13 protein-coding genes are annotated in these 18120 nt (G+C 62.0%); 3 read left to right on the top strand and 10 right to left on the bottom strand.

Annotation, left to right across the window (positions count from 1 at the left end):
* Positions 1–28: 28 nt before the first annotated feature.
* From pstB to pstS, 4 genes are all read right to left on the bottom strand, one after another.
* Complete coding sequence (pstB, locus tag C8C92_RS11045; protein WP_071078203.1) at positions 29–823, bottom strand: phosphate ABC transporter ATP-binding protein PstB; 795 nt, start codon at positions 821–823, stop codon at positions 29–31.
* A 26-nt stretch (positions 824–849) separates the two neighbouring features.
* Positions 850–1746, bottom strand: a complete 897-nt coding sequence (gene pstA, locus C8C92_RS11040; protein ID WP_099759847.1) for a phosphate ABC transporter permease PstA — start codon at positions 1744–1746, stop codon at positions 850–852.
* A complete protein-coding gene (pstC, locus tag C8C92_RS11035; RefSeq protein WP_081344807.1) occupies positions 1743–2714 on the bottom strand; it encodes a phosphate ABC transporter permease subunit PstC in 972 nt (323 codons plus the stop codon). The genes pstA and pstC overlap by 4 nt, the downstream gene beginning before the upstream one ends.
* 220 nt (positions 2715–2934) lie before the next feature.
* Entirely contained in the window at positions 2935–3984 is a 1050-nt protein-coding gene (gene pstS / locus C8C92_RS11030) for a phosphate ABC transporter substrate-binding protein PstS (RefSeq protein WP_071078206.1), read from the bottom strand.
* A gap of 271 nt (positions 3985–4255) precedes the next feature.
* On the opposite strand from pstS, the gene ppk1 reads away from it, so the two are divergent.
* The 3 genes from ppk1 (at position 4256) to C8C92_RS27925 (ending at position 7208) form a co-directional block, all read left to right on the top strand.
* Entirely contained in the window at positions 4256–6349 is a 2094-nt protein-coding gene (gene ppk1, locus C8C92_RS11025) for a polyphosphate kinase 1 (RefSeq protein ID WP_099759848.1), read from the top strand.
* 25 nt (positions 6350–6374) lie between these two features.
* Complete coding sequence (sixA, locus tag C8C92_RS11020; protein ID WP_116743880.1) at positions 6375–6833, top strand: phosphohistidine phosphatase SixA; 459 nt, start codon at positions 6375–6377, stop codon at positions 6831–6833.
* Positions 6834–7079: 246 nt separating this feature from the next.
* A complete protein-coding gene (locus tag C8C92_RS27925) occupies positions 7080–7208 on the top strand; it encodes a hypothetical protein (protein WP_257224845.1) in 129 nt (42 codons plus the stop codon).
* Positions 7209–7302: 94 nt separating this feature from the next.
* On the opposite strand, the gene C8C92_RS11015 is transcribed toward C8C92_RS27925, so the two are convergent.
* From C8C92_RS11015 to C8C92_RS10990, 6 genes are all read right to left on the bottom strand, one after another.
* Positions 7303–8418 carry a polyamine ABC transporter substrate-binding protein gene (locus C8C92_RS11015; protein WP_116743878.1) on the bottom strand — a complete coding sequence of 372 codons (1116 nt, stop codon included), beginning with the start codon at positions 8416–8418 and terminating at the stop codon, positions 7303–7305.
* A 170-nt stretch (positions 8419–8588) separates the two neighbouring features.
* The gene (gene clpB, locus C8C92_RS11010) at positions 8589–11195 is read right to left on the bottom strand and encodes an ATP-dependent chaperone ClpB (RefSeq protein WP_099759851.1); all 2607 of its coding nucleotides are present in this window, start codon (positions 11193–11195) and stop codon (positions 8589–8591) included.
* A gap of 121 nt (positions 11196–11316) precedes the next feature.
* Complete coding sequence (moaE, locus tag C8C92_RS11005; protein WP_116743876.1) at positions 11317–11790, bottom strand: molybdopterin synthase catalytic subunit MoaE; 474 nt, start codon at positions 11788–11790, stop codon at positions 11317–11319.
* A complete protein-coding gene (locus C8C92_RS11000; protein ID WP_116745922.1) occupies positions 11787–14378 on the bottom strand; it encodes a DUF349 domain-containing protein in 2592 nt (863 codons plus the stop codon). Before C8C92_RS11000 ends, moaE begins: the two co-directional genes overlap by 4 nt.
* A 178-nt stretch (positions 14379–14556) precedes the next feature.
* On the bottom strand, positions 14557–15249 hold the full coding sequence (locus tag C8C92_RS10995) for a hypothetical protein (protein WP_133250735.1): 693 nt from the start codon (positions 15247–15249) through the stop codon (positions 14557–14559).
* A gap of 105 nt (positions 15250–15354) precedes the next feature.
* Positions 15355–18021, bottom strand: coding sequence for a bifunctional acetate--CoA ligase family protein/GNAT family N-acetyltransferase (locus C8C92_RS10990; RefSeq protein WP_165829380.1), 2667 nt, complete (start codon positions 18019–18021; stop codon positions 15355–15357).
* Positions 18022–18120: the final 99 nt, after the last annotated feature.

The raw sequence follows: 18120 nt of genomic DNA, 5'->3' as shown, positions 1-18120 counted from the left end.
TGTCTTGTATGTCGTTATTCTGGGTGGATCAGCCGAAGCGACCCGTGATGTAATCCTGCGTTTCCTTGCGGGCCGGATTCATGAAAATCTGGTCCGTTTCGCCGAATTCCACCAGCTCGCCCAGGTACATATAGGCAGTGTAGTCGGAGCAGCGCGCCGCCTGCTGCATATTGTGCGTCACGATGGCGATCGTGTAATCCTGTTTCAGTTCGCTGATCAGCTCTTCCACCTTCGACGTCGAGATCGGGTCCAACGCCGAGGTCGGCTCGTCTAACAGCAAGACGTCCGGCTTCACGGCCACGCCGCGCGCGATGCACAGGCGCTGCTGCTGGCCGCCCGACAGCGACAGGCCGCTCTTGTTCAGCTTATCCTTGACTTCGCCCCACAGCGCGGCCTTTTTCAGGGCCCACTCGACGCGCTCATCCATCTCGCCCTTCGACAGGTCTTCATACAGGCGCACGCCGAAGGCGATGTTGTCGTACACGGACATGGGGAACGGTGTCGGCTTCTGGAACACCATGCCGACCTTGGCACGCAGCATGTTGACGTCCTGGTCCGCGTCGAGCACGTTGCGGCCGCGGTACAGGATCGAGCCTTCCGCGCGCTGGCCCGGATACAGGTCGTACATGCGGTTCAGGGTACGCAGCAGGGTCGACTTGCCGCAACCGGACGGGCCGATGAAAGCCGTGACTTTCTTTTCGTGGATGTCCAGATTGACGTTATGCAAGCTTTGCGTTTTGCCGTAAAAAAAGTTCAGGCCCGAAATCTCGATGGTTTTTTTCTTTGGTGCCAGGTCTTGGGCTGGATTCATTTGCGTATTCATATGGGTTCGCTTCGCTCGGTATCTGTTTAATTAGGGACTTTTTGGCTGAACACGGTGCGCGACAGGATATTCAAGGCCAGCACGCTGAAGGTGATCAGCAGTGCGCCGCCCCAGGCCAGCGAGCGCCAATTGTCGTACGGGCTCATCGCGAACGATGCGATGACGGACGGCAAGTTGGCCATCGGCGCATTCATGTTGAAGCTTTGGAACTGGTTATTCAGGGCCGTGAACAGCAGCGGTGCCGTTTCGCCGGCGATGCGGGCCAGGGCCAGCAGCACACCGGTAATGACACCGGCTTTAACGGCGCGCAAGCGCACCAGCGTGGCGACTTTCCAGCGCGGCGCGCCGAGGGCAAACGCGGCTTCGAGCAGGCTGTTCGGTACCAAACGCAGCATATTGTCCGTCGTGCGCACCACCACCGGCACGGCGATCAGCGACAGCGCGATGGCGCCCGCGTAACCGGAGAAGTGCTTCACGTGCGCCACGTACAGCGCATACACGAACAGGCCGATGACGATCGATGGCGCCGACAGCATGATGTCCGTCACAAAGCGCGTGACTTGCGCAAACTTGTTTTCTTCGCCGTATTCGGCCAGGTAGATGCCGGCCAGGATACCGATCGGGGTGCTGACGACAGTCGCCAGGCCCACCATCAGGGCACTGCCGACGATGGCATTGATCAGGCCGCCGCCTTCGCTGCCGGGTGCCGGCGTGGTTTGCGTGAACATGTCGATGGACAGCGCGCCGAAACCCTTGACGACCAGGGTGAACAAAATCCATACCAGCACGGCCAGGCCCAAGGCCATGGCCGCCACCGACAGGGCGATGCCGATGCGGTGCATCAAGAGGCGCTTGCGGTAGACAGGATTCATGGCCGGCTTGGCCGGAACGTCGCGGGTGCTAACTTGGCTGAGTTGGCTCATTTCGTGCCTTCCTTGCGGGACATGCCTGCCAGCATCAGCTTGGCGGCGGATAAGACGATAAAGGTGATGACAAACAGGATCAGCGCCAGCGAGAACAGCGAAGCGACGTGCAGCTCGGATTGCGCTTCGCCGAATTCATTCGCCAGCAGCGAGGTGATACTGTTACCGGCGGCAAACAGCGACCACGACAGCTTGTTCGCGTTACCGATGACGAAGGTTACGGCCATGGTTTCACCCAGTGCGCGGCCCAGGCCCAGCATGACGCCGCCGACGACGCCGGTCTTGGTGTATGGCAAGACGATCTTGCGCACCACTTCCCAGCGTGTGCAGCCCAGGCCGTATGCGGATTCTTTCAGCACGGCAGGCACGATTTCAAACACGTCGCGCATCACGGAAGCGATGAAAGGGATGATCATGATGGCCAGCACCAGGCCGGCCGTCAGCAAGCCGATGCCCATCATGGGGCCGCTGAACAGCTGGCCGATGACAGGCACGTTGCCCAAGGTGGCTTTCAGGATGGGCTGGACGTGGTCGGCAAACAGGGGCGCAAACACGAACAGGCCCCAGATGCCGTAGATGATCGATGGCACGCCGGCCAGCAGTTCGACAGCCGTGCCCAGCGGGCGGCGCAGCCAGGCCGGGCAGATTTCCGTGAGGAACAGGGCGATGCCGAAGCTGACGGGAAAGGCGATCAGCAGGGCGATGACGGACGTCACCAGGGTGCCGATGATGGGGATCAGGGCGCCGTACTGGTCATTGACGGGGTCCCATTCCGCGGACACGATGAAATGCAGGCCGAATGTCTTGAAGGCCGGTATCGATTCCATGATCAGCGAAATGATAATGCCGACCAGGACGATCAGCACCGACAGGGCGAACAGCATCGTCACCTTGTGGAACAAAAAATCCTGGATACGCTGCTTGCGCATGGTGGAAAGCATTTGCGCGTGACTGAGGGAATCGGTCATGGTGCCGCCTGGCATGGGGATCGTGGAGGAGGTAGATTGTGCGCTCATAATGTGCCATGTGGGTGGTACTGCAGGTACTGCTATTTTTATCGTGCTCTTTTAGCCGGGAACGCCTGCAAGGGCTTGCGGGCGGTCCTGGCTAACTCCCTGCCCCGCCGTGCTGCTGGCGGGGACAAGGATGGGTACTTAGGATAGATATTTATGCAGTCAAGCTAGCGGATTAATAGATCGCTTTGCCCGATGCATCTTTCAAATTGGCTTTCCACGATTCCTGCACCAGTTTCACGACCGATGCTGGCATCGGCACGTAATCCAGTTCAACGGCAGCGGCGCCGCCGTTCTTGTAGGCCCAGTCGAAGAATTTCAGGACTTCTTTAGCCTTGGCTGCGTCAGCCTGGACTTTGTGCATCAGGATGAACGACACGCCCGTGATAGGCCAGCTGTTCTTGCCAGCCTGGTCGGTCAGAACCACGCCGAAGCCTGGGGTTTGCGTCCAAGGTGCCGAAGCGGCTGCTGCCTTGAAGTTGTCGTCGTCAGGCTGCAGGAAGTTGCCGTCCTTGTTTTGCAACTGGGTGTGCGACATCTTGTTTTTCTTGGCGTAAGCCCACTCGACGTAGCCGATCGAACCCTTGATACGCTGCACGTTGGCGGCGACGCCTTCGTTACCCTTGCCGCCCACGCCCACGGCCCATTTCACAGCCGAGCCAGCGCCGATTTTCGATTTGAATTCCGGGTTGGTTTTCGACAGGAAGTCGGTGAACAGGAACGAGGTGCCCGAACCGTCGGCGCGGTGCACCACGGTGATTTCCGTATCCGGCAGCTTGACGCCACTGTTCAGTGCGGCGATCTCAGGCGCGCTCCACTTGGTGATCTTGCCCAGGTAAATGTCGCCGACGACTTTACCGGTCATTTTCAGCTGGCCTGGGGTTACGCCGTCCAGGTTGACGATGGTGACCACGCCGCCCATGATGGCAGGGAACTGCATCAGGCCTGCTTCTTCCAGCTCTTCTGCCTTCAAAGGCATGTCCGAGGCGCCGAATTCAACAGTCTTGGCCTTGATTTGCTTGATACCAGCGCCGGAACCGACGGACTGGTAGTTCAGGCCGTTACCGGTATTGGCTTTGTAAGTCTCGGCCCATTTGGCGTAGATCGGGTACGGGAAAGTTGCACCAGCACCTGTCATATCTGCCGCCATGACGGAAGCGGAAGAAAATGCCATCGCTGCCGAAGCACCCACGACGATAAATTTGAACATTTGCTTCATTTGCATATCAAGTCCTCAGGGTTGTTAGGGCTCAAAGTCCCGGTTGAATGCTGCGCAGTCTAGCAAGCGAATATGACAGCTTTATGACATGCGCAAAATTTCATGAAATATTTGCCTACGCCCCGGGAAGTGCCCTTTCCGGCATGAAAAATGACAGGACGGACGGCGCTTTATGACAGAGTATGTCACGCTGACGTCATATTTCATGATTACACTCACAGCGCGTCATACATGATGAAATACGGCTAGAATTAACTATCTGCAAAGACAAAAGAATATGAAACCTGAACTGCACATGGAAGTGACCAAATCGGGCATCCTGCTTGACCGCGAACTGTCGCAACTGACTTTCAACCGGCGCGTGATGGCCCAGGCGGAAGACCCGAACATTCCGCTGCTCGAGCGCCTGCGCTACCTGTGCATCGTCAGCAGTAACATGGATGAGTTCTTCGAAGTGCGCGTGGCCAGCCTGCTGGCAGCCGGCAGCATCGGTGGTACGCTGGCGGGCCACCCTGCCCTGGCGGCCAACCTGGAGCGCATCGGCAAGGAATGCCATGCGCTGGTGGAACGCCAGTACGAGATATTAAATAACGACGTCTTGCCGGCCCTGCGCGAAGCGGGCGTGCATTTGCTGCGCGACAGCGACCGCAACGAGGCGCAGCGCGCGTGGGTCAAGCAATATTTCGACCGCGAAGTGCGCCCCCTGCTGACACCGATCGGCCTGGACCCTGCCCACCCGTTCCCGCAAGTGGTGAATAAAAGTCTCAATTTCATCGTTTCGCTGAGCGGCAAGGATGCGTTCGGGCGCGGCACGGCGATCGCCATCGTCAAGGCGCCCCGTGTCTTGCCACGCGTCATCAAGCTGCCGGACGACATTTCCGGCGACGGCGTGTCCTTCTGTTTATTGTCCTCCGTCATCCATGCGCATATTTCGGACCTGTTCGCCGGGCGCGAGGTGATTGCCTATTCACAATTCCGCGTCACGCGCGACAGCGACCTGTGGGTCGATGAAGACGAAGTCAAGAACCTGCGCCAGGCCCTGAAGGGCGAACTGGTGGGGCGCCAGTTCGGCACCTCCGTGCGCCTGGAAGTGGCGCGCAATTGTCCACCGGAACTGTCGCAATTCCTGCTCGACCAGTTCAGCCTGGATCAAAGCCGGCTGTACCGCGTCAACGGCCCCGTGAACCTGGTGCGCCTGTCGGAAATGATCGACCACGTCAAGCAGCCCGAGCTGCGCTTCCCGCCGTTCTTCCCGGGCCTCGCGCACAAAGCCATCGGCAACGACATCTTTGCCGCGCTGAACAAGCACGACATCCTGCTGCACCACCCGTACCAGTCGTTCCAGACGGTGATCGACTTCATCCGCAGTGCCGCCTACGATCCGTCCGTCGTCGCCATCAAGCAGACGATCTACCGCACGGGCATGAATTCGGACCTGATGGAATCGTTGATCACGGCGGCGAAGATGGGCAAGGAAGTGACCGTCATCGTGGAATTGATGGCGCGTTTCGACGAAGAAGCCAATATCAACTGGGCCGACAAGCTGGAACAGGCGGGCGCGCAAGTCGTGTACGGCGTGGTGGGACTGAAAACCCACGCCAAGGTGGCGCTCGTCATCCGCCGCGAAGAAGGCGCGCTGCGCTTCTATGCCCACCTGGGCACCGGCAACTACCACCCCACCACCACCAAGCTGTACACGGATTTTGGTTTACTGACGGCCAACCAGGATCTGGCCGTGGAAGTGAACGAAGTGTTCATCCACCTGACCAGCCTGACCAAGCCGCACAACCTGAACCATTTGTGGCTGGCGCCGTTCGGCCTGCAAAGCGAGATCATCAAGGCCATCCGCAACGAGGCGAAGATCGCCCGCGCCGGCCGGCGCGGACGCATCATCGTGAAAGTCAACGCGCTGGTCGATGAATCCGTGATCCGCGCCCTGTATGCGGCCTCGACCGATGGAGTGAAGATCGACCTGATCGTGCGCGGCGCCTGCACCCTGAAGCCGGGCGTGCCTGGCCTGTCGGAAAACATCAAGGTGCGCTCCGTGATCGGCCGTTTCCTTGAACACAGCCGCATTTACTACTTCCGCAACGACCTGGCGCACGATGTTTACCTGGCCAGTGCCGACTGGATGAGCCGCAACCTGTTCCGCAGGGTGGAAGTGGCCTTCCCCGTGCTGGACCGTGCGCTGAAGCGGCGCGTGATCGCCGAGGGCCTCAATCCGTATTTGAAGGATAATACGAATGCATGGGAACTGGAGCCGACGGGCCACTACGCGCGCCGCAAGCCGCGCGGCAAGCAAACGCCATTCAGCGCCCAGCAGTATTTGATGCACACACTGGGCACGCCGGGCGCGGAGGTCGGCGAATAGGCAACTCTACACACAGGAGCACAGCATGGATCTCATCTTGTGGCGACACGCAGAAGCCGAGCCGGGCCTGCCCGACCTCGAACGCGCCCTGACCATCAAAGGTCAGAAACAGGCGCGCCGCATGGGCGAATGGCTGGCCTCGCAACTACCGGAAAATTGCCGCATCCTCGTCAGCCCCGCCTTGCGCACCTTGCAAACGGCGGAAGCGCTGGGGCGCAAGTTCAAGCTGATGCCGGAACTGGCACCGGGCGCCGAGGCGGAAGACATCCTCAAGGCGGCCAACTGGCCAGCCGGCAAGGAAAGCGTGCTCATCGTCGGCCACCAACCCACGCTGGGCCAGGCGGCCGCCCTGCTGCTGACGGGCGAGGAGCAAGAATGGGAGATGCGCAAAGCCAGCGCGTGGTGGTTCTCGCAACGAGAATTAGGCGACCCGATCAGCGTTTATTTGAAGGCCGTGATGGCGCATGATTTGGTGGTGAAGTAGGCCACGGGGTCAGACCCGCCGGGGGAATGCGTCCCAATGGGACGCATTCCGATCACGCAGTGACTGACCCCAGATTGAAATGCGCGAATAATGCGCTGGGACAAATACTGGCAGGAATTACAACTCAGCAGCCTTGCAAAGCGCTGCCGATCTGCTAGAGTTTAATTGCATCAACTACGTGCAAGAGCCCTGCTCCGGCACCTTGAGCAACCCAGCGGACGGCCGTCCAACGGCGGCTGAAAGACCATGTTAATCACCTTCCTCGTTTTTCTCTTCATCGCCATCTTCGCCGCCATCATCGGCTTCGTCGCCTTTGAACTGATCGAAGAAATGCGCGGCAGTCACCACAAGCTGATGGACCGCTACCACGAGTAGTGTTCACCTCGGCACTATCGCATGGCGCCAGTGACGGCATATCCCCGTCCCTCGCGCCATCCTTGTTTTTACACTCCGCTATGACACCCTCCTCTTACACTCCCGTCTTGAACTTCGTATAGATGCGCGTCATCAAGCGGCGGATATCGGCCGTGGTCGCTTCTGGCGCCGCCATGCGCTGTTTGTCGGCATCCGACAGGAAGATGGCCTTGTTCTCGCCGATATCCTTGCGTACATATTTGATGCTGGCCGGATTCGGATTCGCGTAAAACACCTTGTTGCTCAGGCTGGCATGCACTTGCGGACGCAAAATGTAGTTGATGAACAGGTGCGCATTGTTCGGATGCGGCGCGTCGGCCGGAATGGCCATGGTATCGAACATCAGCGCGGCCGTCTTCGGCACCAGCACCTGGATCACATTGCCGTTTTTCGCATCGATGGCGCGCTGGCGCGCGATATTGATGTCGCCCGACCAGCCCAGCGCGACGCAAACGGAACCGTTGGCCATGTCGTTGATGTAGCCTGACGAACTGAACAGGGTTACGTAGGGGCGGATCGCTTGCAGTACCTTGCCCGCTTCCTGATAGTCGCCAGCCGTTTTCGAGTACGCGGGCTTGCCCAGGTATTGCAGGGCGGCCGGCAGCACTTCGGACGGCGAGTCGAGGAAGGACACGCCGCACGATTTCAGCTTGGCCGCGTATTTCGGGTCAAAGATCAGGTCCCAGGCGTTATCGGGCATGGGCATGCCGCCCAACGCGGCCTTGACCTTGTTGACGTTGATGCCCACCGTCGTGTAACCCCACAGCCAGTCGACCAGGTAATCGTTGTTCGGGTCGATCTTCGACAGCTTGGCCTGCAGGTTCTGGTCCAGGTTGCCCAGGTTCGTCAGCTTGCTCTTGTCGAGTTTGCGCAGCAGGCCCGCATCGATCTGCAGGCGCGCCCACTGGGCCGTCGGCACGACGATATCGTAGCCGGACTTGCCCGCCACCAGTTTCGCATTGAGGATTTCGTTATTGTCGAAAACGTCGTAGCGAACCTTGATGCCCGTTTCCTTCTCAAAATTCTTGATCGTATCGTCGCCGATATAGTCGGACCAGTTATAGATGTTCAGGACTTTTTCTTCCTGAGCATGGGCAGGCAATGCCAGCACGGCCGCCACCAAGGCCAATCCCACTCCAATGCGCCGCCCTGTTTGCCATGTGTTTGCCATCGTACCGCCTCCGGAATTAGTCAGAAAATAGTGACGATGATAGCAAGAAGGGCGCGATCAGGTCTAGCCTGATCGCGCCCTTGCTTATTACTGCCAAATCAACCCCCACCGCAAACACCGGGGTCGGACCCTCAGGGTCCGACCCCAGCCTTTCGCCGTTGGGGTAAAAATTACACCTTGTCCAGCCCCACTTGCGCACCCGAAAACACCAGGTTGCCGTTCTGGGCGTCGATGCGGATCTCGTCTTTCGGACCAAAACGGCCTTCCAGGATCAGCTTCGACAGCGGATTTTCGATCTGCTGCTGGATCGCCCGCTTCAGCGGACGGGCGCCATACACCGGGTCGTAGCCCGCTTCGGCGATTTGCTGCAGTGCCGCGTCCGTCAAGCTCAGCTGCATGTCCATGCGCGCCAGGCGTTCTTCGAGAATTTTGAGCTGGATCTTCGCGATGGCGCCAATGTTTTTCTCGTCGAGGCCGTGGAACACGACGATTTCGTCGATGCGGTTGACGAATTCGGGACGGAAGTGCGAGCGTACCTCGGCCATCACGGCCAGCTTCACGACACCGGGATCATCGCTTTCCATGGCCTGGATTTTATGCGAACCCAGGTTCGAGGTCATGATGATGACGGTATTCTTGAAGTCCACCGTACGGCCCTGGCCATCCGTCATGCGTCCGTCGTCGAGCACTTGCAGCAGCACGTTGAAGACGTCGGCATGCGCCTTTTCCACTTCGTCGAGCAAAATCACGCTGTACGGCTTGCGGCGCACGGCTTCCGTCAAATACCCGCCTTCGTCGTAACCGACATAGCCGGGTGGCGCGCCGATCAGACGGGCCACGGAATGCTTCTCCATGAACTCGCTCATGTCGATGCGGATCATCGATTCTTCCGTATCGAACAGGAAGGTCGCCAGCGCCTTGCTCAGCTCGGTTTTACCGACACCCGTCGGTCCCAGGAACATGAAGGAACCATATGGACGGTTCGGGTCGGAGAGGCCGGCGCGCGAGCGGCGGATGGCGTCAGCCACGGCCGTGATCGCCTCATCCTGGCCCACGACGCGCTCATGCAGCTTCTCTTCGATATGCAGCAGCTTGTCGCGCTCGCCCTGCATCATGCGCGACACGGGGATGCCCGTCGCGCGCGACACCACTTCGGCGATTTCCTCGGCGCCCACTTCCGTGCGCAGCAGTTTCGGCTGGTCGGGATCGCGTTTCGGGATGCCGCTGTCAGCCTGCTTGAGCTGGGCTTCCAGCTGCGGCAGCTTGCCATATTGCAGCTCCGACACTTTCTGCCAGTTGCTCTCGCGCGTGGCCTGCTCCATCTGCAGCTTGACGTTCTCGATCTCTTCCTTGATGTGCGTGCTGCCTTGCACCACGGCTTTTTCCGCCTTCAGGATTTCCTCGAAGTCGTTGTATTCGCGCTGCAGCTTGACGATCTCTTCCTCGATCAGGCCCAGACGGCGCAACGATGCTTCGTCTTTTTCCTTCTTGACGGCTTCGCGCTCGATCTTCAGCTGGATCAGGCGGCGTTCCAGCTTGTCCATCACTTCCGGCTTCGAGTCGATCTCGATCTTGATCTTCGCCGCCGCTTCATCGATCAGGTCGATTGCCTTGTCGGGCAAAAAACGGTCGGTGATGTAGCGGTGCGACAGCTCGGCAGCGGCGATGATGGCCGCGTCCGTGATTTCCACCTTGTGGTGCAGCGCGTACTTATCCTGCAAGCCGCGCAGGATGGCGATGGTCGCCTCCACGGTCGGCTCGTCGACCAGCACTTTCTGGAAGCGGCGTTCCAGCGCGGCATCCTTCTCGATGTACTTGCGGTACTCGTCGAGCGTGGTGGCGCCCACGCAGTGCAGTTCGCCGCGCGCCAGCGCCGGTTTGAGCATATTGCCAGCATCCATCGCGCCGTCGGCCTTGCCCGCGCCCACCATGGTGTGCATCTCATCGATGAAGACGATGGTTTGCCCTTCATCCATGGCCAGTTCCTTCAGCACGGACTTCAGGCGTTCTTCAAACTCGCCGCGGAACTTGGCACCGGCAACCAGGGCGGCCATGTCCAGCGCCAGCACGCGCTTGCCTTTCAGGGACTCGGGCACTTCGCCGTTGACGATGCGCTGCGCCAGGCCTTCGACGATGGCCGTCTTGCCCACGCCCGGCTCACCGATCAGCACGGGATTGTTCTTGCTGCGGCGCTGCAGGATCTGGATGGTGCGGCGGATTTCATCGTCGCGGCCGATCACAGGGTCGAGCTTGCCCTTGCGTGCCCGCTCCGTCAGATCCAGGGTGTATTTTTTCAAGGCTTCGCGCTGACCTTCGGCCTCTTGCGAATCGACCTTGTTGCCGCCGCGCACGGCGTCGATGGCCGCTTCCAGGGCCTTGCGGGTCAGGCCGTTTTCACGCGCCAGCTTGCCGCAGTCGGACTTGTCCTCCGTCATGGCCAGCAAGACCATTTCGCTGGACACGAACTGGTCGCCCGCCTTTTGCGATTCCTTGTCGGCCAGGTTCAGCAAGGCCACGAATTCGCGGCTGACCTGCACGTCGCCGCCCGTGCCCGACACCTTCGGCAAGCGTTCGATCGAGGCGCCCAAAGCCTTGGACAGGCCGCCCACATTGACGCCGGCCCGCTGCAACAGCGAACGGGCGCCGCCGTCGTCCTGGTTCAACAGGGCCGTCAGCAGGTGGACTGGTTCGATATAGGGGTTATCGTTACCCACGGCCAAGCTTTGCGCATCGGCCAGGGCTTCCTGTAATTTGGTAGTGAGTTTGTCTTGTCGCATGAAAAGCGCTCCCGGTTAATTAGTTGTTAACCAAATTGGGGTGAGGCAGTACTTTTCAAGCATACACAAAACAGAAAACTGATGCATTCTTGCAAATGCTGGCGTGTGCGGCAGAAACACCTCAAATGGCGGGTGCTTTTGCCGTCCATTTGTCCAGCGCCGTCTCGTCGCTGTCGCGCGCATCGACCCAGCGCGCGCCTTCCGGCGTGTCTTCCTTCTTCCAGAACGGCGCTTCCGTCTTCAGGTAGTCGATGATGAATTCGCAGGCGGCGAAAGCCTCGCCCCGGTGGGCGGACGAGACGGCCACCAGCACGATCTGCTCCTGCGGCAGCAAGGGACCCACACGGTGGATCACCAGCGCGCCAGACAGGGGCCAGCGGCCCCGCGCCTGCTCGACGATGGCTTCGATGGACTTTTCCGTCATGCCCGGATAGTGCTCGAGTTCCATGGCGGCCACGTCCAGCCCTTCGTTCATGTCGCGCACCGTGCCGACAAAGCCGACGACGGCGCCCACCTTGGGGTTGCCTGCACGCAATTGTGCAATTTCTTGACTGAGGTCAAAATCGGCTTGCTGGACACGGACGGAAGTGCTCATTTGGCATGGCCTCCAATACGGCGCAGCAAGGTTTCGATACGGCTGGCCGTACGCGCATCGGTGGCAGCGGCAATCGCGCACAGTTGCATCAGCTGCGACGCTTGCGTGAGCGGCTTCTGGCCCGATTTCAGCGACGATTGCAACACCTCCACCTGCATTTTCAGGCGATCGCGGGCAAATTCGGCGCCGCTATCGACGCCGGCGACGATTTCCAGGCGCAACACTTCATCGCGCAAGCGCTCCTGGTTGGCCTGCAATTGCTGCACGTAGGCGGCGTTGCCCTCGCCCAGTGCCGCCTGCGCGGCGGCAAAGCGCTGCTGCAGGCTGCGTTCATATTGCGTGTCCAGCGCTGGCAAGGCGCTCCAGCGTTCGCTCCACGCTTGCGCGTCGGCGCCAGCGTCGCCATCGGCCAGTGCCGTTTCCAGCGATTGCACCAGGCGCAGCTTGTCGCGCAGGGCGTTGGCCTGGGCCGCACCAGCGCGCTCGGCGATGGCATCCGCTTGCGCTTGCACGCCAGCCACAGCGGCCTGATAGCGCTGCTCGATCTTCGCTTCGCTGGCGCGCGGCACGGGGCCGGTGGCATTCCAGGCGGCGCGCGTGTCGCGCAGCAAGTGCTGGATGAAGGTGCTGCGCGCCTTGTCGTCGCCCTCGGGCACGACGGCCGTTTCCAGCGCGGCGCACAGCGCTTCGCGCGCATGCAGGTGTTCGCGGCGCTCGTGGTCGGCCGCGTGGGCCGTTTCCTTGCGCCTGGAGAAGATATCATCGCAGGCGGCGCGGAAGCGCTGCCACAGCGCCTGTTCCGCGCGACGCTCCAGCGGCAGGGCTTTCGCCAGTTCCTGCCATTTGTCTTGCAAGGCTTTCAGCATGTCGACCGTGTTGCGCTCGGATGGTTTCAGCAAGCCCACCTCGACGATCAATTGTTCACGCCGCGCCGTCTCGATCTGGCGCTGCGTGTCCAGCGGCTTCGACAAGGCATCCAGCGCGGCGCCGAACTCCGTATCCAGGCGTTTCTTTTCCTTGCGGTCGATGGTGCCCAGGCGCGTCCACGCCTGGCGCAAACGCTGCGAGGCGGAGGCGACGTGTTTCCAGTCGGTACTCTCTTCGGCCGCCAGGGCCGCCGTTTCCGCGATCAGTTCCTGGGCCTTGGCCGCATTGCCGTGGCGCTCTTCGGCCAGTTGCTTGAAATGCTGGGCCGCCGGCGCGTACGCCAGGCTGCAGGCGGCGTCGAAACGCTCCCACAGGGATTTCGGTGCCGGGCCGGACAAGGTATCGAGCGATTTCCAGCGCTCGCGCAGGCTGCCCACTTTCTTGGCCAGCTCGGCCATCGGCAATTGTTGCGCCGGCAATTCTTCGCCCGCCTTGACCAGCTCCTCGCGCGACACGTTGCCGCCCCAGCGTGCCCAGTCGGCCAGGCGTTTGAATTCTGCGCGTACATGGGCCAGGCGGTCCGCTTGCGCCGGCGTCAAACGGCCGTGCTTGCTATCGCGCAAAGTCTTGTCATGCTCGGAAGCCACGTGCAACAGCCCGTCCTGCAAGGCCGCTTCCATGGCGTCGAGCACCGTGAAGAACTGCTGCGTCGCTTCTTTCGACACGGGCGCATGTTCCTGGCGCGGCTTGCGCAGCACAGGTCCAGGTCCAGGCTCGGCATGGGCCGCTGCGGCCTCTGGCGCTGCCGCCTGCACGGGTGCCGGCGCGCTGGCCAGCAGGGCTGCAAATTGCTGCTGCAGGCTGTCGGACAAGCTGGATTCAGGCAGGCGCGGCAAGGCTTGCCACGCGCGTTTCAGGGTATCCACATCGAGGGTGGCGGCGTCCTGCGCCTGCCATTCGGTCAGCGCGGCCTGGCGCGCGTCGAACAGGGCCTGGTGCTGCTGCAGCGCTTGCAAGGCGGACTGCGCCTGCTCGCGCGCCTGGATGAAATCGCTTTCCAGGTGTTTCGGCAAGGAGCCGCGCTCGGGCGATTGTGCATGTTGCGCATGTTCCGCATCCAGGCGGGCCAGTGCCTGCGCCAGTTCCCCGGCGGACTGGCCATTGCTGGCCAGGGCGCGCGCGGCGGCGACGGCGTCGATCACGGCGCGCTGCAATACCACTTGCGCTTCCAGGCGTGCGGCCAGCGCGGCACGCGCAGCGCTAAAGGCGTTCGCCAGTTCGGGCGTGGCCTTGATGACTTGCCATTGGCGGTCCAGTTCGGCTACCTGGTTGGGACTGAGCTTGTCATCATTCAGCAGGCGCTGGGCGGTATCGATGCTGGCCTGGGCGCGCTGGGTTTCCGCCGCCTGGTGGCGGATCAGGTCGATGCGGCCCTGCATCAGCTTGGCGACGCGGCGGTCCGTGTTGCGCATGGCCTGGTGGACTTTTTCCAACAGGGGCAAGGCATGCACGTGTTCAGCGGCGATCAGACGGGCATCGGCAAATTCGCTGGAAACAATAAATTCAACGGCGGCGGCTTCGTCGCCCGCCACGGCGTGGGCACGCGCAACCTGTTCGGCGCGGCGCGATGCGCTCTGCGCCGAGGCGGCGGCCTGTTCTGCCACGACAGGGTCTGGTGCGGAAGGCTTGCTGGCAGAACGCTTGAAAAGAAATTCGAACATGACGGGTTTCGCGTGGATCAAAACCACCATCATAACAAAGCCCGGGGTATTGCATCGGACAGGTCTGTACAAGTTACCAAATGACTAACACAAGATTTCTTCCTGGCTGGCGCCAGCGCAAAATCAGGAGCGCGCAGCCGGTGCAAACGGGTGGACGGGGTGGGCGCTCGCTACCCGCTCAAGCCTGCGCACGCAGCGGCTGCTGGATGGCAGGCATGGCCGCCAAAGCATCGTCCGCCGAGGTGCCGGCGATGCCGGCGATGCCCGCGGTGTCAGCGGCGCCAGCAGGCGTGCCCGGCGCTGGCAAAGGTACGGGCAAAACAAAGGGCAGCACTTGCGCCTTGCCACGGCGCGCTTCCTGCGCGCGCGCATCGTGGGCGAGGAACTGATAGGCGATGGCAAACCACGCTTCGCCCACGATGACCTTGCGCGCCAGCGCGAACAGTTCACGCTCTTCTTTTTCCAGGCGCTGCAGCAAGGCCACGCAAAAGGCGTCGATGGCCGCGCACAGCTGCCCGGCCTGCAATTCGGAATGCTCGAAGGCGGCGCCCGCGCGCTGCTGCACCAGATTGATGCTTTCCAGCGCCGCATGGTTCAAGCCGTTCAACTCATTGAGCAAACCGTCGAGCAAGCCATCCGCCTGCGGCGTGGCCTGGCGAATGGCGGGGATCAGATACATCTCCACCTTGCGCCAGTAGCCGCCCTGGTACAGCCGGTTCAGCCAGTCGCCCGTGTACTGCAGTTGCGCCAGGCTCAGCCTGCTCTGCTGGCGCAGTTGCACCTGCATGTATTTTTGAAATGCCAACAAACTCATGCGGATACTTGCCTGTTCCACCGACAGGGAAACCAATATATATGTTGCAGTAAGCATGCACTCACTCCCGAAAATGCGCTGGATGTCTGATCCTGGAAGTGAAAGTGTAAAGACTACCGACAGGGTCGGGTTTGATCCTGCACAAACCCGCAGCGCCTTCTTTCAGGGCGCGCGCAGGCCGATATGCAGGTTGACCACGCCCGGCTCTTCCGATGGCGTGACTTCGCCGCCAAAACTTTTCACCAGCCGCTGCATGCCCTTGTTGCGCGCCATCGCCTCGCCCACCAGCGCTTCCGTGCCGCGGCTGCGGAAGTAGTCGACCAGTTTTTCAAACAGGATGTGGCCCAGGCCCTTGGCTTTCAGGGCCGAGCGCACGGCGATGGCGAAATCGGCGTGGATATTGTCCGGGTCGGCCACGGCGCGCACCACACCCAGGGTTTCCGGCTTGCCGTCCGGGCCCGTGTGCGTGGCGATGAAGGCCATGGCACGGTCGTAGTCGATCTGCGTCAGGCGCGCCAGCTGCGACACGGGCAGCTCGCGCATGGAGGTAAAGAAGCGCAGGCGCACGTCGTCCGGGTCCAGTGCATTGAACAGGTCCATGTGCTGCGGCGCGTCTTCCGGGCGGATGGGGCGCAGCAAAATGGATTGCCCCATCCACGTCACCTGCTCTTCCAGCTCTTGCGGGTACGGGCGGATGGCCAGGCGGTCGCTCTTCTGACCCGGTTGCAAACGGATGCGCGCGTCGAGGGCGATCACGCCGTCCGCGTCAGCCACCAGCGGGTTGATGTCGAGTTCGGCCAGCTCGCCGATATCGGCCACCAGCTCGGCCACCTGGATCAGGGTGTAGCAGATGGCGTCGATGTCGGCCGGCGGCTGGTTGCGGTAACCGGCCAGCAGTTTCGACACGCGCGTGCGCGCCAGCATGTCGCGCGCCAGCACCATGTTCAGCGGCGGCAGGCCGATCGAGTGGTCGGCCGTCACTTCCACGGCGATGCCGCCCTGCCCCACCAGGATGACGGGGCCAAAGGCGGCGTCCGTGGTGACGCCGACGATCAGTTCATGCGATTGCGGCCGGCGCGCCATCTGCTGCACCGTAAAGCCGTCGATCAGCGCATCGGGGCGCATGCGGCGCACGCGCTTGAGCATGGCGGCAGCGGCCGCGCGCAGGATGTCGGGCGTGTCGAGGTCGAGCGCCACACCGCCCACGTCGGATTTGTGGGCGATGTCGGGCGAATGGATTTTCAGCGCCACCGGGTAGCCGATGTCCACCGCCACGGCCAGCGCCTCTTCCACGTCGGCCGCCATGCGCGTGATCGCCACGGGAATGCCGTAGGCGGCCAGGATCTCCTTCGAGCGGCACTCGCCCAGCACCGTCTGGCCGGCCGCCAGCGCGGCGGCGACGATTTCGCGCACGCGCGCGCGGCGCGGCGTGGCCGACATGGGCAGCTGCGCCGGCACCTGCATCAGGGTTTCCTGGTTGCGCCGGTACTGCACGATCTGCATGAAGCCATGCACGGCCTTTTCCGGCGTATCGTAGGTGGGAATGCCGGCGCGGTTGAAGACCTGGCGCGCGGGCGCCACGGTGGTGCCGCCCAGCAGGCACGACAGCACCGTGCGCGAGGTGGCCTTGATCAGCGGCGTGACGGCTTCGGCGATGTCGATCGACGAGACCATGGCCGTGGGCGCGTGCAGCAGCAGCAAGGCGTCCGCCTGCGGCTCGTCGAGCAGCGGCTTGATGGCGTCGACATAGCGCTGCACGGGCGCGTCGCCGGGCAAGCCGACGGGGTTGTCGTGCGACCAGCCGCGTGGCAGCGCTTTTTCCAGCGCGATGACGGTATCGGGCGAGAGTTCGGCCAGCTTGCCGCCGCTGCCCACCAGCGCATCGGTGGCCATCACGCCCAGACCGCCGCCGTTGCACAAAATCGCCAGGCGCTCACCGCGCTGCGAACGGATATGCGTGAGCGTTTCCACCGCGTCGAACAGTTCCTCGGCCGAATACACGCGCAGCATGCCGGCGCGGCGGATGGCCGCGTCGTACACGGCGTCGGAACCGGCCAGCGCGCCCGTATGCCAGGCCGCCACGGCGGCGCCTTCGGCCTCGCGTCCCGCCTTCAGGACGATGACGGGCTTGCTGCGCGCGGCGGCGCGCGCCGCCGACATGAATTTGCGCGCCGCCTGGATGTCTTCCATGTACAGCAGGATGGCGGCCGTGTCGATGTCACCGGCCAGGTAATCGAGCAGGTCGCCGAAATCGATGTCATAGCTGCCACCGAGCGAAATGAACTTGGAAAAACCCACGCCGTGCGCATTGGCCCAATCGAGCACGCCCGACACCAGCGCGCCCGATTGCGACACGAAGGCGATCTTGCCGCTCGTCGCGCCCAGGTGGGCGAAGCTGGCATTCAAGCCCAGTTTCGGCACCAGCAGCCCCATGCTGTTGGGACCGAGGATGCGCAGCAGATGCGGCTTGGCCGCTTTCAGCATGGCCAGGCGCAGCGACTGCTCGCGCACGGGGTCGAGGCCGGACGTCATGACGATGGCCGCGCGCGTGCCCAGCGCGCCCAGGTCGCGGATCAGCGCCGTGATGGTGGCCGGCGGCGTGCAGATGATGGCCAGGTCCGGCGCCTTGGGCAAGTGCGCCAGCTTGCGGTAGCATTTCAGGCCCATCAGCTCGTCGTACTTGGGATTGACGGGCCAAATGCTTCCTTGATAGCCGCCCCCCAGCAGATTGGCCAGGGCGATGGCGCCCAATTTGTGGTCGCGCGCCGTGGCGCCGATCAGGGCCACCGAGGCCGGCTTGAACAACTTGTCGAGATTACGGATACTCATGTTCTGGCCTCATGGATTGCCGGAGCGGGATTGCCGGAGTGGCTGCGCCAGTGTATAGGATGCGCCGTCAAAAAAACTTGACCTTGTGGCGCGTTTCGC

The sequence above is a fragment of the Janthinobacterium sp. 78 genome, from assembly GCF_003096775.1.
GTDB lineage: Bacteria > Pseudomonadota > Gammaproteobacteria > Burkholderiales > Burkholderiaceae_D > Janthinobacterium > Janthinobacterium tructae.
The sequence above is the reverse complement of the archived record's forward strand: the minus strand, read 5'-3'. Positions and strand labels throughout refer to the sequence as shown.

Bases quoted from the DNA above. Each gene is read 5' to 3' on its own strand.
- pstB (WP_071078203.1), bottom strand. From the start codon at position 823: ATGAATACGCAAATGAATCCAGCCCAAGACCTGGCACCAAAGAAAAAA.
- pstA (WP_099759847.1), bottom strand. From the start codon at position 1,746: ATGAGCCAACTCAGCCAAGTTAGCACCCGCGACGTTCCGGCCAAGCCG.
- pstC (WP_081344807.1), bottom strand. From the start codon at position 2,714: ATGACCGATTCCCTCAGTCACGCGCAAATGCTTTCCACCATGCGCAAG.
- pstS (WP_071078206.1), bottom strand. From the start codon at position 3,984: ATGCAAATGAAGCAAATGTTCAAATTTATCGTCGTGGGTGCTTCGGCA.
- ppk1 (WP_099759848.1), top strand. From the start codon at position 4,256: ATGAAACCTGAACTGCACATGGAAGTGACCAAATCGGGCATCCTGCTT.
- sixA (WP_116743880.1), top strand. From the start codon at position 6,375: ATGGATCTCATCTTGTGGCGACACGCAGAAGCCGAGCCGGGCCTGCCC.
- C8C92_RS27925 (WP_257224845.1), top strand. From the start codon at position 7,080: ATGTTAATCACCTTCCTCGTTTTTCTCTTCATCGCCATCTTCGCCGCC.
- C8C92_RS11015 (WP_116743878.1), bottom strand. From the start codon at position 8,418: ATGGCAAACACATGGCAAACAGGGCGGCGCATTGGAGTGGGATTGGCC.
- clpB (WP_099759851.1), bottom strand. From the start codon at position 11,195: ATGCGACAAGACAAACTCACTACCAAATTACAGGAAGCCCTGGCCGAT.
- moaE (WP_116743876.1), bottom strand. From the start codon at position 11,790: ATGAGCACTTCCGTCCGTGTCCAGCAAGCCGATTTTGACCTCAGTCAA.
- C8C92_RS11000 (WP_116745922.1), bottom strand. From the start codon at position 14,378: ATGTTCGAATTTCTTTTCAAGCGTTCTGCCAGCAAGCCTTCCGCACCA.
- C8C92_RS10995 (WP_133250735.1), bottom strand. From the start codon at position 15,249: ATGCTTACTGCAACATATATATTGGTTTCCCTGTCGGTGGAACAGGCA.
- C8C92_RS10990 (WP_165829380.1), bottom strand. From the start codon at position 18,021: ATGAGTATCCGTAATCTCGACAAGTTGTTCAAGCCGGCCTCGGTGGCC.